Below are 19586 nucleotides of genomic sequence, written 5' to 3'. Positions count from 1 at the left end.
GTCATCCACTGGAACACGAGAAGGCGGCAAGTTAAACTGAAGGGACTGACCCCGGAGGAGTTCCGGAATCAGTCCCTGAATGTGGCTTAGTCTCTATTTGGCCGTCCAAGTTTTGGGACGCAGTTCATGACGCTTGCGGCCCCTTTCCCATACGCGCGAAGCGAGAGGCTTATTTGGCCAGGGCGGCCTGAGCGGCAGCCAGACGTGCGAGCGGCACGCGGTAGGGCGAGCAGCTCACGTAGTCGGGACCGATCTTGGCGAACTTCATGATGGACTCGGGGTCGCCACCATGCTCGCCGCAGACGCCGCACACCAGTGCGGGGTTGGCAGCCTTGCCCTTCTCGCAGCCCATCTTCACCAGTTCGGCCACGCCGTCGTCGACGGTCGCGAAGGGGTTGCGCTTGAGCAGGTGCTGCTCAAGGTAGGCCGGCAGGAACTTGGCTTCGGCATCGTCGCGCGAGAAGCCCAGCGTGGTCTGCGTGAGGTCGTTGGTGCCGAAGGAGAAGAAGTCGGCATGAGCGGCAATCTTGTCGGCGATCACGGCAGCGCGCGGCAGCTCGATCATGGTGCCGATCTTGATGTTGAGCTCGACGCCCTCTTCCTTGGCCACTTCGGCGACGACCTCTTCGGCCGTGGCGCGCAGCGTTTCGATTTCGCTTTCGAAGGCGACGAGCGGAATCATGATTTCGGGCTGGGGGTTGAGACCCTGCTTCTTAAGTTCGGCAGCGGCGCCGGCGATGGCGCGCACCTGCATCTTCGGGAGCTGCGGGAAGACGATCGACAGGCGGCAACCGCGCAGGCCGAGCATGGGGTTGGCCTCAGACCAGGAGTCGACCTGTTCCATGAGGTGACGCTTGGCGGCGATTTCCTCGGCCGGGGCGCCCTGCTCTTCCATGTGGGCGATTTCCACGTCGAGCGCGCGGGGGCTTTCGAGGAACTCGTGCAGGGGCGGGTCGAGCAAACGAACGATGACGGGCAGGCCATCCATGGCCTTGAACATGCCCAGGAAGTCGCCCTTCTGCAGTTCGCCCAGCTGAGCCACGCAGTCGGCGCGAATCTCTTCGTCGTCGTTCAAGATGAACTTCTGGATGATCTGCTTGCGGTCGCCCAGGAACATGTGCTCGGTGCGGCACAGGCCGATGCCTTCGGCACCGAAGTCGCGGGCGAGCTGAGCGTCTTCGGGGTTGTCGGCGTTGGCACGCACGCCGAGCTCGCGAATGTCGTCGGCCCAGGACAGAATCGTGTCGAGGTCGCCCGTGAGTTCGGGCAGGACCAGGTCGACGGCGCCCAGAACGACGTCGCCGGTGGAACCGTCGAGCGAAATCATGTCGCCTTCGTGCAGCACGACGTCGGTGCCGGCCACGATAACTTCCTTCTTGTCGGCATCGATGTGCAGGGCGTCGGCGCCGCAGACGCAAGGCGCGCCCATACCGCGAGCGATAACGGCCGCATGGCTCGTCTTTCCGCCATGGCTCGTCAGGATGCCTTCGGCGGCGATCATGCCGGCCAGGTCGTCGGGCGTGGTTTCCCAACGCACGAGCACGGTCTTGCGGCCTTCTTCGGCGGCCTTGACGGCGGCTTCGGAAGAGAAGACGACTTCGCCCACGGCAGCGCCCGGGGAAGCGTTGAGGCCCTTGCAGAGCACGTCATAGGTGGCGTTCTTGTCGAACTGGGGGTGCAGGAGCTGGTCGAGCTGTTCGGGCTCGACGCGCTGGACGGCCGTCTTCTTGTCGATGAGGCCTTCCTTTTCCATATCGATCGCGATGTGCAGGGCGGCCTGGGCGGTGCGCTTGCCCACGCGGGTCTGCAGCATGTAGAGCTTGCCCTGCATGATGGTGAACTCGATGTCCATCATGTCGTGGAAGTGGTTTTCGAGGATGACGAAGACCTCTTCGAGCTCCTTGCCGGCCTCTTCAAGGCCCGGGGTATGCTTGAGCTCGGCGATGGGGCTCGTGTTGCGGATGCCGGAGACGACGTCTTCGCCCTGGGCGTTGACCAGGTAGTCGCCGTAGAATTCTTTGTCGCCGTTGGCGGGGTTGCGGGTGAAGGCCACGCCCGTGGCGGACGTGTCGCCCATGTTGCCGAAGACCATGGTCTGAACGTTGACGGCCGTGCCCATGTTGTCGTCGATCTTGTTCTTCTTACGGTAGAGGACGGCACGGGGGTTGTCCCAGCTGCCGAAGACGGCCTCGATGGCCAGCTTGAGCTGGATCATCGGGTCCTGCGGGAAGACGGCCACGCCTTCGCGAGCGAGGTCGGGATACTGGTCGGGATCGACGTTTTCGGAGAAGATGCGCTTGAACTCTTCAACGAGCTCCTGCAGGTCCTGGGCGGTGAGGTCGGTGTCGTCCTTCACGCCGCGCTGGGCCTTCTTGACGTTGATGGCGTTTTCGAACAGGTCGCCGTCGAGGCCCATGACCACGTTCGAGAACATCTGGATGAAACGGCGGTAGGAGTCCCAGCCGAAACGAGGGTTCTGCGTCTGCGCGATGAGGCCGTTGATGGATTCGTCGTTCAAGCCAAGGTTCAGAACCGTGTCCATCATGCCCGGCATGGACATGGGAGCGCCGGAACGCACGGAGACGAGCAGCGGGTCCTTGGGGTCGCCGATCTTCTTGCCGACGCGCTGTTCCAGGTCTTCACGATACTGGTGGATGGTATCGAGCACGCCTTCGGGCCACACGTTGCCGGCATTCGCGTATTCCATGCAGGTCTGGCAGGAAATAGTGAATCCCGGAGGGACCGGAAGGCCGATGTTGGCCATTTCGGCCAGGTTCGCACCCTTGCCGCCCAGGACGGGCTTCATGTTGGTGTTACCCTCCGTCACGTTGTTGCCATTCGCATCCTTGCCGAATGCGAACACGCGCTTCACTTCTTCAGTCACTGTTACTCCTTATTCGCGACTATGTTCAAAATCTTTGCGTAAAGATTTATCCACGACGACCGTTGCCGGCCTTTCGTGGGTGAGCCATTTCATAATAACGCAAGATCTGCTGGGCCGTTTCTTCAACAGCTCGGTTCTCGGTGTGCACCACAATGCAGCCGAGCTTGCGCATGAGGGCGCGCGATTTCTCTAGGTCCTCCTCGATTTTTTCGGGATCGGCGTAGTCGGAGGCCACTCCCAGAGCATTGCCCAAACGGCGTTTGCGGATGGGACGGAGGACGTCGACGGTTGTCATGAGGCCGAAAAGTCGGGTCGAATCGACCTGGAAGATTTCTTTGGGCGGCGTAGATTGCGGGTCGAGCGGCACGTTGGACACCCGGTAGCCCTCTTGGGCAAGGTAAATCGACGTGGGCGTTTTGCCGCAACGCGACACGCCGAGCAGAACGATTTCCGACTTGGGAAGGTCTTGGGGATTGCGGCCGTCGTCGTGGGCGATGGTCCATTCCATGGCCTCGATGCGATGGAAATAGCGCTCGTTGACGATATGCTGCTCGCCCGGCACGTCCATAGGAACCATGCCCGACACCTGCGCAATGGCGTCGACTGCCTTGGTGAGCAGGTCGACGGCGTAAATGGTGGGATGGTCGACGAGAAACTTGTGAAGACGGGTTTTGATGTCGTCGTCGATGATCGTGTAGAAGACCACGATGCGGGGGTCGCCGAAGACCATTTCGTGGGTCTCGAGCTGCTCGAGCAGGAACTTTTCGACCATTTGGAAATTGCGTACGTTCGAAAGCAGCTCGATGTTGGGGTCGGCCTCGCCGAACTGGCTTGCCGCCGCGCGGGCAATCGCCTGCGCCGTGGCCCCCACCGAATCGCTGATCACGTGGATGGTGGGGATGGAGGTTTGGTTCTCGCGAAGGGTGAACGCGTCCATACGCTTCCTCTCTCGTTGACGGTGCCTCCATCATACCCCGAGCGGCACGAGAGCACCGCGCACTCCTTTCCAAAACAAAGGGGCCGGCAGCTTGGCTGCCGGCCCCGAAACGCTACGAATGCGTCACCGTTACTTGTTCTTTTTCTTCCCCTTGCCCTTGGCCTTGGCGGGCGCGAGCTTGCCGAAATCGGCCACGTCGCGGAAGACGGCCACGAAGCGGTTGAGCAGACGCAGGCGGTTGGCGCGCAGCGCTTCGTCTTCGTCCATGATCATGACCGCGTCGAAGAAGGCGTCGATCGGGCCGCGCAGCTCGGCGAGCTGGGTGAGGGCCGCTGCATAGTCGCCCATCTCGAGGGCCTGCGGCACGCGGGCACAGGCGACGTCGACGGCCTCGGAAAGGGCTTTCTCTTCAGCGCCGAACAAGGCCGCATCGGTATCCTCGCCCAGCTTGGCGTCGCGCAGATTGTTGGCGCGCGCGAAAGCCGTGGCAAGGTCGACCATGACCTCGGGCATCTGGGCGCGCGCAGCTTCGAGCGCGCGCGTGCGGGCGCAAATCACGGCCGGCTCGTCGACCCCGGCGGCGAGCACGGCGTCAATCGCGTCGGCGGTCGCCCCGGCATCGCGCAGGATCACCTTCGTGCGGGTGACGAAGAAGTCGACGACCTCGGCGCGCACGGCCGCAGCGTCGAAGGAAACGCCCTGGTCGGCCAAAGCTGCAAGCGCCACATCGATCGCGGCCCCCAAGGACACGGGCAGACCGTCGTCGAGCATGTTGACAATGCCGATGGCGCTGCGGCGCAGAGCGAAGGGGTCGCTCGAACCCGTGGGCCCCTGCCCTACGCTGAACAGGCCGCACACGGTGTCGAGCTTGTCGGCGAAGGCGGTAAGTTTGCCCACCAGGGTGTCGGGTGCGTCGTCGCCGGCGAAGCGCGGCTGGTAGTGCTGGCCGATGGCCTGGGCCACCTGGTCGGTTTCGCCGGCGGCCTTGGCGTAGTAGCTCCCCATGATGCCCTGCACGCTCGTGAATTCGATCACGGCGTTGGTGACCAAGTCGGCCTTGCACAGATAGCAGGCGCGCGACAGGTCGGCGGCATCCGTTTCCGACAGGCCGGCATCGCGACCCAGATGGTCGGCGAGCTTGACCAGGCGGGCAGTCTTGTCGCGCACCGTGCCCAGGGATTCCTGGAAGACCACCGTGTCGAGCTTTTCGACATAGGCTTCGAGGGGCTTCTTCAGATCCTCTTCGTAGAAGAACTTGGCATCGTCGAGGCGGGCGCGCACGACGCGCTCGTTGCCGTCGCGAATGGTGTCGGAACATGCCGGGTCGCCGTTGCTCACGATGATGAAGCGGTTGGTGAGCTTATGGTTACCGTCGTAGAGGGGGAAGTAGCGCTGATGCATGAGCATGGCGTCGACGATGATCTCTTCGGGCACCTGCAGGAACTCCTCGTCGAAGGTGCCGCACAAAGGCGTGGGGTACTCGGAGAGATTCACCACTTCGAGCAGGGTTTTCGCAGGCAGCTCGGCCGTGAAGCCGGTCTCCTCTTCGATCTTCTTGACGCCGGCACGAATGATCGCCTCGCGCTCCTCTTCGCTGGGCACCACGTAGGCGGCGCGCACCACGTCGAGCAGGTGGGCAGCCGTATCGACCGCATGCGCGCCCGGGGCGAGCACACGATGGCCCCAGGTCTCCTTGCCCGACACGGCGCCGGCGAAGGATACGGGCAACACCACGTCGTCAAGCATCGCGACAATCCAGCGCACAGGGCGCACGAAGTACGCGCGATACGAAGCCCAGCGCTGGCTGCGCGGCCACTTCAAATCGACGATGAACTGCGAGAGAATCGGCGGAAGGAGCTCGGCGACCGGCTGCGCGGAGATGCTCTTCGTGGCGAAGACGTAGTCGACCCCCTTCACCTCGCGACGCTCGAGGTCGTCGACCGTAAGCCCCTTGCCGCGAGCGAAACCGATGGCGGCCTTGGTGGGGTTGCCGTCGGCGTCGAAAGCCACTTTGGCGGCCGGGCCCCGGTACTCCTCTTCCAAAGCGGGCGTTTCGTCGGCCACGCCGTAGGCCATCACAATCAAGCGACGGGGACTAGAGAGCACCTCGATCGATTCGTAGGGAATGCGGGCGTCGTCGAAGGCTGCCGGCACCATCTGGCGCAGCTGCTTGGTAGCGGAATCCAAGTCGAAGGCGGGAATTTCTTCGACGCCGACCTCGAATGCGAGTGTATGCGTCTGGGCCATGCTACTCCCCTTCCGTTTCGTCGGCGGCGGGCTCGATACCCACCACGTGTTCCATGTAGGCGGCGCAGCAGCTCTTCACCATCGAGCGCACGCGCAGGATGTAAGCCATGCGTTCGGTGGCCGAAATCACGCCGCGGGCGTCGAGCAGGTTGAAGGCGTGGTTGCACTTGAGCACCCAGTCATAGGCCGGCAGGGCCAGGTGTGCGTCGAGGCAGGCTTTGGCTTCGGCTTCGAACTTGTCGAAGGCCTTGAAGAGGAAGTCGGTGTCGGCGATTTCGAAGTTGTAGGCCGAAAACTCGCGCTCGTTTTCAAGGTAGACGTCGCCGTAGGTGAATTCCACGCCGTCGTCGCCACGCGCCCAGATGATGTCGTAGACGCTGTCGACGCCCTGGATGTACATGGTCAAGCGTTCGAGACCGTAGGCCACTTCGACCGGCACGGGATCGCACTCGAAGCCGCCCACCTGCTGGAAGTAGGTGAACTGGGTCACTTCCATGCCGTTGAGCCACACTTCCCAACCCAGACCCCAGGCACCGAGCGTGGGACTTTCCCAGTCGTCTTCGACGAAGCGGACGTCGTGCTCGTTGGGCTCGATGCCGATCGCACGCAGGCTGTCGAGATAGAGGTCCTGGATGTTGTCGGGCGAGGGCTTCATGAGCACCTGGAACTGGTAGTAGTACTGCAGGCGGTTGGGGTTTTCGCCGTAACGGCCGTCGGTGGGACGGCGGCAGCCCTGCACGTAGGCCGTGCGCCAGGTGCCGGGCCCCAAGCTGCGCAGCGTGGTGGCTGGGTGGTTGGTACCCGCGCCGACCGCGTTGTCGTAGGGTTGCAGAACGACGCAACCCTGCGAGGCCCAGAAATGCTGCAGGTTCATGATGATGTCCTGGAAGCTGGGCACCTGGCCGAGCTTACCGGGGGCAGCTTGCATGCCTTCCAATGCTCCTCCTTGAACGGGGCGCCCCTTCGGCGCCCATCGAAAACGAACAGCGGGCCCAAAGCCCGCCGAATTGCCTATGACAAACCGCCGATGCGGTTCAGGGGCCAGTAGATTGCGCAGGCTTTGCCGGTCACGTTGGCAACCGGCACCGCCCCAAAGGATCGCGAATCGGCCGAATTGGTGCGGTTGTCGCCCATGACCCACACGTCGCCTTGGGGCACCGTATAGGGAAAGCTCACGTCGACCGCCGTGACGGAAAGGGGGTAGCTGGGCAAGCCATGCGTATAGGATTCGGCCAACGGCACGTCGTCGACATAGACCACCCCATCGCGCAAGTCGACCGTCTGACCGCCGGTGGCGATCACGCGCTTGATCAGGGTGCGCCCCGGATTGATGGGATCGTCGAAGGTCACGATATCGCCCGCCTGGATGTCGCGCGTGTAGTAGGTGATCTTCTCGGAAAAGATGCGGTCCCCCGTCATGATCGTGGTTTCCATCGAACCCGACGGGATTTCGTAAGGGGCGATCACGAAGGTGCGCAGGCCCCACACGCAGGCAAGGACCACGACGACCATGAGCACCAGGCGCAGAAAGCCATGCGAGCGCTTCACTTGGTCCTGCTGAGCCATGGTTTCCCTTTCACGAACGACAACGTGCGGCGCATCCCGCACAAGCGCCCATGATACCGCTTTAGGCGCGCGGGTCGCGAGGCGCGCGTAAAGAATCTAGAAACGCGCGGTCGGCGGAATCAAGACAAGCGTCCTCGAGCAAGTCGGGGCGACGGGCAGCCGTACGGGCCAAGCTTTGCTCGCGACGCCAGCGATCGACCTTGGCATGGTCGCCCGAGCGCAAAACGTCGGGCACCGCCATGCCGCGGTATTCGGCCGGGCGCGTGTACTGGGGGTATTCGAGCAGGTTGTCGTGGAAGCTTTCGTCGACGGCACTTGCGTCGTCCCCCAACACACCGGGCAACAGGCGCACGACGGCGTCGATGATCACCATGCTCGCCAGCTCGCCGCTCGTAAGGACGTAGTCGCCAATGGAAAAGCAGCTGTCCGCCAGGGTGTAGGCACGCTCGTCGATGCCCTCGTAGTGGCCGCACACGAACAGAAGGCGGTCTTCGCAGGCGAGGCGCTGGGCATGGGCTTCGGTGAAGGGCGTGCCCGTGGGCGCAAGGAAGACCGTGTGGGGCCGTTGGGGAAAGCGCGCGGCGATGTCGTCGTAGGCTTCGAAGATGGGCGCGCACTTCATCACGAGCCCCTGGCCGCCCCCGTAGGGTTCGTCGTCGGTCGTGCGATGGCGGTCGTGCGTCCAATCGCGCAGGTCATAGGCGCAGAAATCAAGCGCGCCCTTGTCTTGTGCAATGCGCATCATCGAAGCGCCCATCACCGATGCGTACATATCGGGAAAGGTGGAAAGGGTTTCGATGCGCACGTTACTCCCCCGCCTCATGCGCGTTGCTACGCGCCAGGTCGAGCAGGCCCTGGGGGATATGAACCGAAATGGTGTGGTCAGCCTCGCTAAAATCGGCCACGAAGGCGTCGACCAGGGGGATGAGCACCTCTCCATCCACTCCGCGCACCACAAGGCGCGCCTGCAGAGAGGTTTCGTCGACGTCGGCCACCGTGCCTAAATCGCCCCACTCATCATCGACGACCCGCCAACCCACCAGAGTGGCCGGCTCTTCCAAACGGTCGATGTCGGGCAGGTCGGCCTTGCGGACGAGGCAATATGACCCGACGAGCGTTTCGGCCGTGCGCACGTCGCACACGCTGTCGAAAGCGACTTCGAAGGAGCCTTCGCGGAATTCGCGCACCGAGGCAACGGCACCGCCGAAGGGACCGCGCAAGGTAGGCGGCACGAAACGCACTTTCATCTGGGGCGACAGAAGAAAAGGGAGCCCGTCTACCGATCGCAGAACGAGGCTCCCTTCAAGGTTCCTGGTTTTTGTGATACGCGCAACCCGGGCCCAATCGCTCATGTTACTCAACGATTTCTACGTCGACATGAACGTTGTCACGCGTGGCCGAAGCACGGGCAAGCGTGCGGACGGCCTTGATCACACGGCCCTGACGGCCGATGACCTTACCGGTGTCCTCATCGTTGACACGTACCTCGACGAGAATGTCGCCGTCTTCGTTTTCAGACTGGACGACGTCAAGGTCCTCTTCGTGTTCGATAATCGGCTCAACAAGCGTGCGGACGAGGCCGGCGATATCCAACGTGGATTCAGGCATGGGCCTTAAGCTTCCTTACGGGCCGTTTCGATGAGGCAACGGACGGTGTCGGTAGGCTGGGCGCCCTTGGACAGCCACTCGTCGATCTTGGTCAGGTCGAGATCGATCATGGAAGGATCGACGCAGGGATTGTAACGGCCGACTTCCTCGATGGGCTTGCTGTTGCGAGCGGCGCGCTCGTCGATGACGACGACGCGATAGTACGGTGCCTTTTTAGCGCCATGGCGGGCGAGGCGAATCTTGGTTGCCATAGAGGTGAACTCCTTTAATCCAATATACCAGGAAGCCGAACTCCCTTAAAAACAGCGATTCAAAAGTGTAATGCCAACAGCATGCGAACGCAAGCGCTCACGCGAAACGCTCACATTAGGCCACTCAGCCTCATACCCTACAGTATGACGCAGGCAGACCGAAGCGTCTTCGCCGACAAGAGACCTTCAAGGAACGTCTATTTCTGGTCGTCGAGCATCTGCTGAAGCTTCTTCATGTCATCCATGTTCATGCCCTGCATGCCGGGAAGGCCGCGACGGCGCTTGCGCTGCTTGCCGCGCTTCTTGCCGCCCCCCTTGCCGCCGCCTAGGGCGGGCATGACCTGTTTGAGCATCTTCTTGGTTTCGTTGAACTTCTTGATGAGCTGGTTGACGTCGGTGACCGTGACGCCGGCGCCGCGGGCGATGCGCGCGCGGCGGCTGCCGTTGAGCACTTCGGGATGCACGCGCTCTTCGGCCGTCATCGAATGGATGATGACCTCCATGCGGTCGAGGGCCGACGTGTCGACCTGGCCCTGGGCGAGCGCCTTGTCGCCGCCGGGCAGGGCCGACACGAGCTTCTGCACGCCGCCGATCTTGTGGACGCGCTTGTTCATTTCCAAGAAGTCGTTCAGATTGAGCTGGGCCTTGAGCATGCGCTCGGTCTGCTCTTGCTCGAGCTTCTCTTCCTGCAGCTTTGACGCCGTTTCGATAAGGCTCACCACGTCGCCCATGCCCAAGATGCGCTTGGCCATGCGGTCGGGATGGAACTCCTCGAGCGAATCGGGCTTTTCTCCCGACGAGATGAACTTGATGGGCTTGCCGGTGACCTCGCGGATCGAAAGCGCACCGCCGCCACGGGCGTCGCCGTCCATCTTCGACATGATCACGCCGTCGAAGTCGACCTTTTCGGCGAAGGCGGCCGCAACGTTGACGACGTCCTGGCCGGTCATGGCATCGACGACCATAAGGACCTGGTCGGGCTTGACGGCGGCCTTGATATTGGCCGCTTCGTCCATCATCGTATCGTCAACGTGCAGGCGACCGGCCGTGTCGACGATCACGACGTCGCGCAGGTGGTCGATGGCGTCCTGCACGCCCGCCTTGGCGATGGCCACCGGGTCTTTAGAATCGCTGCGGTAGACGCGCACGCCGATCTCGTTGCCGAGCGTTTCGAGCTGGTCGGCGGCTGCGGGGCGGTAGACGTCGCAGGCGACGAGCAGGGGCGAATGGTTCTTGCTCTTCAAGAGGTAGGCGAGTTTGGCCGCCGCCGTGGTCTTGCCGGCGCCCTGCAGGCCCACGAGCATGATCACGTTGGGCATGCGGCTCGACAGGACGAGCTTGGAATCGGCATCGCCCAAGAGGTGGGTGAGCTCGTCGAGCACGACCTTGACGACGTTCTGGGCCGGCGTGAGCGACTCGAGCACATCGGCGGTCAGGCAGCGCTCCTTGGTGCGCTTGGTGAAGTCCTTGACCACCTTGTAGTTGACGTCGGCTTCGAGCAGGGCCATACGGATCTCGCGCATGGCGGCGTTGATGTCGTCTTCAGTGAGCTTGCCCTTGCTGCGCAGGCCCCCGAAGATGTGTTGCAGTCGATCGGAAAGATTGTCGAGCATGCTTATTCCTTCCTTCCGCGCCACTTGAACAGGCGGCGGATACGGCCCTTCTTCTGGGGCTCTTCCTCGGCCGCCTCGTCGGCGGGCTCCCCGTCTTCGTCGGCGGGCGCTTCGTCGGTGGGCTCGTCGTCGACGCGCGTCTCATCGCCAGCAGGCGCCTCTTCGTCTGCGGGTGACGAAACCTCGCCCTCCGCGACAGACGCCGGCCAAGCGGCGGATGCGGCCTCTTCGGGCGTCGGTGCAGACCCTCGGTCTTCGACATCGATCCCATCGAACGCTTCCGTATCGGCCCTCGATTCGGCCTCGGCTTCCGGTTCCGGAACAGGCGCGGCTTCAGGTTCCGCAGGGCGCGCATTTTCATCCTCGTCGCCCTCCGGCTCGGCCCCAATAAGAGCAGCGGCGAAATCGTGGGCGTCGAAATCCTGAAGGTCTTCCAGGTGCTCCCCCACCCCGATCTTAGCGATCGGCAGGCCCAGTTCGTGCGACACCGCCAGCGCGATGCCGCCCTTGGCCGTACCGTCGAGCTTGGTCACGATAAGGCCGTCCAAATCGAGCGCCTCGTCGAACTTGCGGGCCTGCGACAGGCCGTTCTGGCCCGTGGTCGCGTCGATGACGAGGACGGTCTTCACCGGCATCTGGGAACGCTTGCGGACCACGTTGACCACTTTCTGCAGTTCGCGCATGAGGTCGTCGGAGGTATGCAGGCGGCCGGCCGTGTCGATGAGGACCAGGTCGGAACCCTTGGCTTCGGCGCGCTCGATCGCGTCGTAGCACACGCTTGCCGGATCTGCCCCGCGCTCGCGCTCGACGATTTCCACGTCGGCGCGACGCCCCCATTCCTCAAGCTGTTCGATGGCCGCGGCGCGGAAGGTGTCGGCGCTGCCCAGAAGGACGTTGCGCCCCTTGGCATGCTGTTCGTAGGCGATCTTGCCCACCGTAGTGGTCTTGCCCGCCCCGTTGATGCCCACGAAGAGCACGAGGACCGGGTTCTCGTCGAAGAGGTTCACATCGGCCATCGTGAACTCGCTGGCAATCTGGTCGGCCAAGGCGTCCATGACCGCATAGGCGTCGGGCAGGGCCTTGCGCGTGGCTTCCTCCCGCATGGTTTCCACGATATGCAGGGCAGCGGGCGCACCCACATCTGCCAGGATGAGGGCCTCTTCGAGCCCGTCCCAGAAGTCGTCGTCGACATCGGGGCCGCGGTCGAGAAGCATGTTCATGCGCTCGGTGAAACGCGTGCGCGTGCGGGACATGCCCGCCTTTACTCGTTCGAACATCGGTTATCCTTCCGCATGGCGCAGCGCCTGGTCCAAGCGCTGACTCATTACCTTGGTCACGCCGTCGGACTGCATGGAGATGCCGTACAGGACGTCGGCCATCTCCATCGTACGGCGCTGGTGGGTGATCATGATGAACTGCGTGTCCTCTCGAATCGAATCGAGATAGGCAAGAAGACGACGCAGGTTGGTGTCATCGAGGGCAGCCTCGATCTCATCGAGGATGTAGAAGGGGGTCGACCGCGTCTTGTAGACCGCGAAGAGCAAAGCGAGCGCCACGAGCGATTTCTCGCCGCCCGAAAGAAGCGACATCTTCAGGACGCGCTTGCCGCGCGGCTGGGCGTTGACCTCGATGCCGGTGTTTTCGGGGTCTTCGGGATCGACGAGCTCGAGCGAGCCCGATCCGCCGGGGAAGAGCAGGCGGAAAATGGTTTGGAAGTTTTCGTTGACCTGTGAGAACGTCTGCACGAAATCGTCCTTCATGCGGGCGTCGATCACGCGCACGATCTTCGAAAGCGACCGCCGGGCCGCCACCATGTCGTCGAGCTGGGCCTGTAGGTAATCATAGCGCGCCTTGAGCTCGCGGTACTCGTCCGCCGCATCGGGGTTGATGGTCCCCATGTTCTTGATGCGGCGACGGAGCTTGTCGGCCTGGTCCTGCAGGGGAGCGCGTTCCTCGAGACGGGGCAGTTCCTGGGCGACTTCGATCGGGGTGTCGCAGTCTTCGGTGATCGCCTTCACGGCCGCCTGCACCTGCATTTCGAGCCGGCCCTTCTCGACGCGCACGTTGGCCAGCTGTCCGTTGGCGGCATCGAAGGCCTCGTGGGCGTCCCGCGTCTGCGAGCGAACCGCGTTGATCTGCTCGTGCAGGTCGGCGGAAACCGCCTGCGACCGGGCAGACCGGTCTTCCAGAAGTTCGGTGCGGCGATGGGCGGCGCCGGCGAGGCGCTCGAAGAGGGCGATGAGGGGATCGATGCGCTCGGCCGCCGCCTTTTTTCGGGCGATGTTGGCCTTGGCCTTGGCGCGGGCATCGCGCGAGGCTCGCACGTCTTGCTCGCGGGTGATGAGCATACGGGCCGAGTAGTCGGTGCGCTCTTTCGCCGTGGCAGCGGCAAGCTTGGCTTCGGCAAGCTCGTTTTGGGCTTCGTCGACCTTGACCCGCAGGGGGGACAGGGCTTCGCGCAGATCATCGATGTCGGCCTTTGCGCCTTCGACGGTGTCGGCCAGCTCCTTCTCGCGGGCATCGAGGGCTGCCGCGTCGGGCTCGGCCTTCTCGAGCGCCTTGCGGGCGGCCTCGCGTTGGGCCTCGATCGCACGCTGCTCGCGTTCCAAGGCCGCAAGCGCCTGCTGGGTGCTCTGGGCCCGCGACCGCGCCGCGTTTGCATCGCCCTTCTTCTGCGCAAGGGCCTGGGAAGCGTCGAGGCTTGCCGCCTGGGCGTCACGCAGGGCGGCTTCGGCTTCTGCTGCCTGGGCTTGCGCCTGGGCAAGGGCGTCTTCGGCCTCTTTCGCCCGGGCGCGCGCCTCTTCGAGCTTGCGATGCTCGGCGATTGCGTCGACGGCGTCGCTCGACGGACGCACGACCGCCAAGGACCCGCTCTCGCGGGCGATGGCCCCCGCAGCCGTCACGGCACACACGCCCGGGTTGCCCGCCGCGAGGGCGCGGGCCTCGGAGGGCTCATCGCACACGACCACGTTGCCCAGCAGGGACTCCACCGCCGCGGCAGCGGATGCGGGATAGGAAATCTCGTCGACCAAACGTCGGGCGCCAACGCCTGCCGGCACCGTCAACGCACGCGCGTCGGTCGGCACGAAGAGGACCGCTCCCGCTTCAGGCGCCGCGGCAGCCCGGGCGGCGCACGCGTCGATGCGGTCGGCCGGGACGACCAGGGCGTCCAGATCGGATCCAAGCAGGACCGAAATGAGCGCCGACAGCTCGGGGGTGGCATCGATGACGTCGGCCAGGGCGCGGGCGGACTCCCCCGCTGCCTTCACGGAAGAGGCCAGCAAGGGGTTTGCAGCCGTACGCGCGCGGCGAGCGGCTTCGAGCGAGCGCACTTCCGCGGTGGCGGCCGCACGGGTTTCGCGGGCGGCATCGACGGCAGCGCGCAGACGGTCGCGTTCGGCTACGGCCTCGCCCACGCGCGCACGTACGCGCGTATCGGCCTCTTTGGCCGTATCGACCGCGGCGACCGCCTTCTGCGCACCTATCGCAGCTTCTTCAGCCGTCGACCGAGCGGCGGAAAGGCGCTCTTCCAGTTCGGCCGCATGGGTGCCGATGAGCTTTTCCTGCGCGCGATTGCTCGCCAGGATCTCGCGGGTGCGGGCCTGCTTGGCGCGTACGGCCTCGAGCTGGGCCAGCGCATCGCGACGGGCGCGGGTGGCCTCGTCGAGCTTCGACTGCAAACCGCGCCGTTGTTCCTGCAGGTCGCGCGTGCGCTCGCGGGCGTCAGAGAAGCGTTTGTCGGCCGCTTCGCGCGCCGTTGCCGCTTCATCGGCAGCCTTCTTGGCCTCGGCGCGACGGGCGTCCAGGTCAGCCGCCGCAGCCTCGTCAGCCTGCACGCGCAGCTCCAGATCGGTTACGTAGGTTTGGGCCGACCGCTTCTTTTCGTGCAAGAGGAGGACCAGGGAGTCGAGCTTGTCGGAGGCCGCCTGGGCGCGGCGATAGAGGTCGGAGGTCTTGCCGGCAGCTTCGGTGGCGGCTTGGAGCTTCTTCTGCAGAGCTTCCGATTGAGACTCGCTATGGGCAATCGAGGAATGAAGCTCCTGGGTCTGGCCCACGAGCTTCGATTCGGCTTCGATGACGCCGTCCCATTTCTCCTGCAGGGACCGCAGGTCGTCGACGGCAAGGGCAAGATCGATTTCGGCGAGCTGAGCCGAAACCTCCTTGTAGGCAAGGGCGCGCTTGGCCTTGCGCTCGAGGGGTTTCACCTGTCGCTGTACTTCGGCCACGACGTCGCGCACGCGGGCCAGATGGTCGTCCATCCGCTCGAGCTTGCGCTCGCTTTTGGCCTTGCGCTGCTTGTGCTTGAGGACGCCGGCCGCCTCTTCTATGAGGGCGCGCCGGTCTTCGGGCTTGCTGGCGAGAATAGACGCCAGGTGGCCCTGGGAGATGATCGAATGGGTACCGGTTCCCAAACCCGAATCGTGCAGGATGTCGAGCACGTCCATGCGGCGGGCCACAACCCCGTTGATCAGGTACTCGCTTTCGCCCGAACGGTACATACGCCGACCGATCGAGACCTCCGCGTAATCGACGGGCAAGGTGCCGTCGGAATTGTCGAGCACGAGTTCGACTTCGGCTACGCTCACGGCCTTGCGCGCACTCGACCCAGCGAAGATCACGTCTTCCATAGACTGGCCGCGGAGGTTCTTGGCGTTGCGTTCGCCCAAGACCCACAGGACCGAATCGGAAATATTCGATTTTCCCGACCCGTTGGGCCCCACCACCGCCGTGATGCCCGGCTCGAAGGTGAGCACGCTGCGGTCGGCGAAGGATTTGAACCCCTTCAGGACGAGAGACTTCAGGTACACGCGCTACCGCCGCTCCGCATCGGAAGCCGCATCGTCTTCCGCAGGCTTGGTCTGACGGGCGCGTTCCGCTGCCTTTTCGGCCTTGTCGGCAGCCTTTTCGGCCTTGGCTTCCGCACGCTCTTGTGCTTTGCGCGCCTTGGCCCGGGCCTTGCGCTGGCGCTTGAGTTCTTTTTCGCTCATGCCCGACGCCTCGTCTTCGCTGGAAAGCAGGGTGAGGGCCGTGCGGGCCGCATGGCTTTCGGATTCCTTCTTGGTGCGGCCCACCCCGCGGGCGAGCGCCTTCACGCCGGCAAAGACCTGGGTGACGAAGGTACGGTCGTGCGGGGGCCCTTGGGTTTCGATGAGCTTGTAGGTGGGCGTGATCCCGTCTTCCTGCAAGCGCTCCTGCAGGACACTCTTGGGATTTTCGGGCTCTTTGGCCATGTTGATGTCCATGTAATCGAGCAGGGTGCGAGCGATGAACTCGCGCACCGTGTCCATGCCGCTGTCCAGATAGAGGGCGGCTACCACCGCTTCGTAGACGTTTTCGAGCGCGGAATGCAGGCCGCGACGGCCCGTGCCCCGCTCGGAGCTGCCGAAGATGATGAAATCGGCGAAGCCGAGCTCATTGGCCACCTTGGAAAGCGTTTCGCCGGACACGAGCGCCACCTTGATGCGGGTGAGCCCGCCTTCGTCGATTTCGGGGAACCGGTGAAAGGCGGCGTCTGCCACGACGGCGCCCAAAATGCTGTCACCCAGAAACTCGAGCCGTTCGTAGGAATACTTGACGGGCTTCCCCTCGACGGCGGACGGATGGGTGATAGCGGAAAGCAGATATCTCTCCTGCTTGAAGCGGTAGCCCAGAATCATCTGCGCTCGGTCGAGCTTTTCGCGCTGTTCTCCCTGTGAGACCGAATCCACTTCTGCTTCCCTCCTTTGCAACAAGCGCCGACGCAGGCGAAACCCGCGCCGGCGACTGAACGCACCTTATCGGTACATGGTACTCTAAGCGCTTTTAGGCTGAACCTCTTGCGCGATTAAATCAGAAACGTGGGCGCGGGCAATCGCCGCCGTCGTGAGCACGCCGTTCTTGATGGCGGTTTCGTTCGACGACCCATGGCCTACCGTGCAGGCGCCCTTCACGCCGAGCAGGGGCGCCGCCCCCACCGAATCGGCCGAAAGCGACTGCTTCAGGCCGGAAAGACCACCCTTGACCAAGGCGGCGGCGAGCATGGTGAGCGCATTCTTTTTGAAGACGCCCTTCAGAGCGCCCATGAGGGCGCCGGCCGTGCCCTCGATGGTCTTCAAGCACACGTTGCCCGTGAAGCCATCGGCAACGAAGACGTCGAAACGACCCGAAAGCACGTCGGTGCCCTCCCCGTTGCCGACGAAGGTGGGCAGGTGCGCGGCGAGCAGGGCATGTGCTTCCTGGGCAAGGGCCGAACCCTTGGCCTCTTCCGACCCGATATTGAGCAGGGCCACGCGCGGTTGGGCGATGCCCATGACCTTTTCGGCGTAAATTGAGGCCATCTGACCGAACTGCAGAAGGTATTCGGGCTTGCAGTCGGCGTTTGCGCCGCAGTCGCACAAGAGGACCTTCTGGCTGGGCGCGGGAAGGACGGTGCAGAGGGCCGGGCGCTTGACCCCGCGGATGCGGCCGATCATGAGCGTACCGGCGCTCATGACGGCACCCGTCGAACCGGCCGAAAAGAAGCCGTCGGCAGCGCCTTCCTTAACCTTGCGGCAGCCCACGACGATCGAGGAGTCCTTCTTCTTGCGCACCGCCTGGGCGGGATGCTCGCCCATGGCGATCTCTTCGGTGCAGACGACCGCCTCGCAGCGGTCGTGCGCGGCAGCGAAGGGTTCGACCACGTCGGCAGGGCCGCAGAGCAGGACCGCAAGGTCGGTGTCTGCGGCAAGCGCGGCTTCGACGCCGGGCAGGACGACCGACGCGCCGGCGTCTCCCCCGATTGCGTCGACGGCAATGGTCACCGTTTCACTCACGTCAGTTTCCTTTCAGCTGGGGCCCGTCGTCACGCGGCGTGCCCCCCATCAAAAAAAATCCCCCGCGCCGCACGGCGGCACAGGGGATTCGCTTCACATAAAGGCAGCCACCTACGCGGTTTCGATGACCTCGCGGTCGCGGTAATAGCCGCAGTTCGGGCACACGCGGTGCGGAAGCTTCACTTCGCCGCACTGGGGGCACACGGAACGGGCGGGGGCGGCGATCTTGTCGTTAGCGGAACGACGGTTATGGGTGCGGATGCGCCCCATCTTTTGTTTAGGTACTGCCATTTGTATCTCCTTTGTGTACAGCGGGAATCGCTCCACGCTGAAGTTCCACATGAACACGCGACGAATTATATTAACGAAGTCGCGCAAAGGGCGCAAGACGTATCCACCGATACTTCATACGCGCAGGCCCAGGTGCCTGTGTATCACGCTCCCGGGCGCATCTATAGGCCCAAAGAGCCTATCGGCCTTGGACGTCTTCCCCACCGTCGCCGAAATCGAGGTCCTTCAGAACCGCAAAGGGATTGGCGGCGTCCTCGAAGCTCGCGCGCTCTTGAGCGCGCTTGGCGGCACAGTCGCAGGTCTCGCGGTTGAGGTTGGCCCCGCAATCGGGGCAGAGGCCCTTGCAGTCCTCGCGGCACAGGGGCACGAGCGGCACGTCTACTAAAATGGCCGCCTCGATAAGAGGCTCGAGGTCGATGACATGGTCTTCGGACAGGCGATCGTAGTCGTCTTCGTCGCGGTCTTCGGGCTCTTCCGCTTCGGGAAGCAGATAATAGCCTTCTACATGGCCGTCGATGTCGAGGTCGAAGTCGTCGAGGCAGCGGGCGCACGACGTAGTGCCCACCCCCTTCACGTGCCCGTCGACCACCAGGGCGTCCCCGGTGTTCGACACCGTGACGCTCCACGCAAGCGGGTCGGCGAACCGGTAGGTGTCGGGTTTGGCGTCGAATTCGGGCAGGTCGATCGTACCCGTGAAGGTCTCGCACTCCGCGGGAGCCAGCAGACGATCGGGGATCTCGATGCGCAGGGCGGACATGGCGGCAGCCTAGCGGGACGCGGGGCCGCCGGCGTTGCTCGCGCTCGAGTTCAAACGGTCGCGGCAGCGGCGGACATTGGCCAACAGCGAATCGAGGCTCTGCTCGACATGGCCGAACACTTCGTCGGCGTAATCTTCGGCGCCGGCGCGGGTTTCGCGCTCGAGCTCGCGCGCATCGGCCATGATCTGATCGGCCTGCTGCTGGGAAATGCGGACGATTTCCTGCTCGCTCGCAATGGTAAGCGCCTGGTTGCGCGCGTCTTCGATCATGCGGTCTGCTTCGGCCTCGGCGTCGTCGAGCAGGCTCTGGCGCTCGCGCACGATCTGGCGGGACTGAGCGAACTCGCTGGGGAACGCGTCGCGGATGTCGTCGATGATTTCGAAGGCGGCAGCCACGTCGACCTGACGGATGTTGCTATTGCGACCGAAGGCGGGCTTCGAATCTTCAAGAAGGATCGAAAGCTCCTCGATCAACCCCAAAACTCCCGTTTCGTCCATGTGAGTCCTTCCCAAATAAGCAGAGCGCGCAATTGCTGCGATACGAATCCAAACAAAAGAGTATTTTAGCATGCGCCTTTAGAGGGCATGCAAAAATGCATGCGTACAGAACAATATCACATGTCGCGGGCACCGCCCCGCAG

Annotated in this window: 18 protein-coding genes; 1 reads left to right on the top strand and 17 read right to left on the bottom strand. The window is 63.7% G+C overall.

Annotated elements, in window-relative coordinates:
- A partial coding sequence (locus tag BN3270_RS09410; RefSeq protein ID WP_148335450.1) for an IS3 family transposase occupies nucleotides 1-90 on the top strand: 90 nt, incomplete at its 5' end.
- A gap of 79 nt (nucleotides 91-169) precedes the next feature.
- Here BN3270_RS09410 and ppdK read toward each other — a convergent pair.
- From ppdK to BN3270_RS01725, 17 genes are all read right to left on the bottom strand, one after another.
- The gene (ppdK, locus tag BN3270_RS01805) at nucleotides 170-2884 is read right to left on the bottom strand and encodes a pyruvate, phosphate dikinase (RefSeq protein ID WP_058985492.1); all 2715 of its coding nucleotides are present in this window, start codon (nucleotides 2882-2884) and stop codon (nucleotides 170-172) included.
- Nucleotides 2885-2930: 46 nt separating this feature from the next.
- Nucleotides 2931-3821 (bottom strand): pyruvate, water dikinase regulatory protein, encoded by an 891-nt coding sequence (locus tag BN3270_RS01800; RefSeq protein ID WP_058985491.1) that lies wholly within the window; start codon nucleotides 3819-3821, stop codon nucleotides 2931-2933.
- 129 nt (nucleotides 3822-3950) lie between these two features.
- Nucleotides 3951-6068 (bottom strand): glycine--tRNA ligase subunit beta, encoded by a 2118-nt coding sequence (glyS, locus tag BN3270_RS01795; protein ID WP_058985490.1) that lies wholly within the window; start codon nucleotides 6066-6068, stop codon nucleotides 3951-3953.
- 1 nt (nucleotide 6069) lies between these two features.
- Nucleotides 6070-6996 (bottom strand): glycine--tRNA ligase subunit alpha, encoded by a 927-nt coding sequence (gene glyQ, locus BN3270_RS01790; protein WP_058985501.1) that lies wholly within the window; start codon nucleotides 6994-6996, stop codon nucleotides 6070-6072.
- Nucleotides 6997-7079: 83 nt separating this feature from the next.
- Nucleotides 7080-7634, bottom strand: coding sequence for a signal peptidase I (lepB, locus tag BN3270_RS01785; protein WP_058985489.1), 555 nt, complete (start codon nucleotides 7632-7634; stop codon nucleotides 7080-7082).
- 61 nt (nucleotides 7635-7695) lie between these two features.
- Nucleotides 7696-8439 (bottom strand): tRNA (guanosine(37)-N1)-methyltransferase TrmD, encoded by a 744-nt coding sequence (gene trmD, locus BN3270_RS01780; RefSeq protein ID WP_058985488.1) that lies wholly within the window; start codon nucleotides 8437-8439, stop codon nucleotides 7696-7698.
- 1 nt (nucleotide 8440) lies between these two features.
- Nucleotides 8441-8866 (bottom strand): ribosome maturation factor RimM, encoded by a 426-nt coding sequence (locus tag BN3270_RS01775; protein WP_148335449.1) that lies wholly within the window; start codon nucleotides 8864-8866, stop codon nucleotides 8441-8443.
- 121 nt (nucleotides 8867-8987) lie between these two features.
- A complete protein-coding gene (locus tag BN3270_RS01770; protein ID WP_058985486.1) occupies nucleotides 8988-9242 on the bottom strand; it encodes a KH domain-containing protein in 255 nt (84 codons plus the stop codon).
- A 5-nt stretch (nucleotides 9243-9247) separates the two neighbouring features.
- Complete coding sequence (gene rpsP, locus BN3270_RS01765; protein ID WP_058985485.1) at nucleotides 9248-9493, bottom strand: 30S ribosomal protein S16; 246 nt, start codon at nucleotides 9491-9493, stop codon at nucleotides 9248-9250.
- A 197-nt stretch (nucleotides 9494-9690) separates the two neighbouring features.
- On the bottom strand, nucleotides 9691-11106 hold the full coding sequence (gene ffh / locus BN3270_RS01760; RefSeq protein WP_058985484.1) for a signal recognition particle protein: 1416 nt from the start codon (nucleotides 11104-11106) through the stop codon (nucleotides 9691-9693).
- A 2-nt stretch (nucleotides 11107-11108) separates the two neighbouring features.
- Nucleotides 11109-12383: a signal recognition particle-docking protein FtsY gene (gene ftsY / locus BN3270_RS01755; RefSeq protein WP_271711872.1), complete on the bottom strand. Its 1275-nt coding sequence runs from the start codon at nucleotides 12381-12383 to the stop codon at nucleotides 11109-11111.
- Between the two features lie 3 nt (nucleotides 12384-12386).
- Nucleotides 12387-15914: a chromosome segregation protein SMC gene (gene smc, locus BN3270_RS01750; RefSeq protein WP_058985483.1), complete on the bottom strand. Its 3528-nt coding sequence runs from the start codon at nucleotides 15912-15914 to the stop codon at nucleotides 12387-12389.
- 3 nt (nucleotides 15915-15917) lie between these two features.
- Nucleotides 15918-16763, bottom strand: a complete 846-nt coding sequence (rnc, locus tag BN3270_RS01745; RefSeq protein WP_058985500.1) for a ribonuclease III — start codon at nucleotides 16761-16763, stop codon at nucleotides 15918-15920.
- A gap of 135 nt (nucleotides 16764-16898) precedes the next feature.
- Nucleotides 16899-17897: a phosphate acyltransferase PlsX gene (plsX, locus tag BN3270_RS01740; protein ID WP_058985482.1), complete on the bottom strand. Its 999-nt coding sequence runs from the start codon at nucleotides 17895-17897 to the stop codon at nucleotides 16899-16901.
- 111 nt (nucleotides 17898-18008) lie between these two features.
- Nucleotides 18009-18188 (bottom strand): 50S ribosomal protein L32, encoded by a 180-nt coding sequence (gene rpmF / locus BN3270_RS01735; protein ID WP_058985481.1) that lies wholly within the window; start codon nucleotides 18186-18188, stop codon nucleotides 18009-18011.
- A 178-nt stretch (nucleotides 18189-18366) separates the two neighbouring features.
- Nucleotides 18367-18945, bottom strand: a complete 579-nt coding sequence (locus tag BN3270_RS01730) for a YceD family protein (protein ID WP_058985480.1) — start codon at nucleotides 18943-18945, stop codon at nucleotides 18367-18369.
- Between the two features lie 9 nt (nucleotides 18946-18954).
- Complete coding sequence (locus BN3270_RS01725) at nucleotides 18955-19443, bottom strand: ATP synthase subunit B family protein (protein ID WP_058985479.1); 489 nt, start codon at nucleotides 19441-19443, stop codon at nucleotides 18955-18957.
- Nucleotides 19444-19586: the final 143 nt, after the last annotated feature.

This window comes from Hugonella massiliensis, from assembly GCA_001486445.1.
Taxonomy (GTDB): Bacteria; Actinomycetota; Coriobacteriia; order Coriobacteriales; family Eggerthellaceae; genus Hugonella; species Hugonella massiliensis.
The sequence above is the reverse complement of the archived record's forward strand: the minus strand, read 5'-3'. Positions and strand labels throughout refer to the sequence as shown.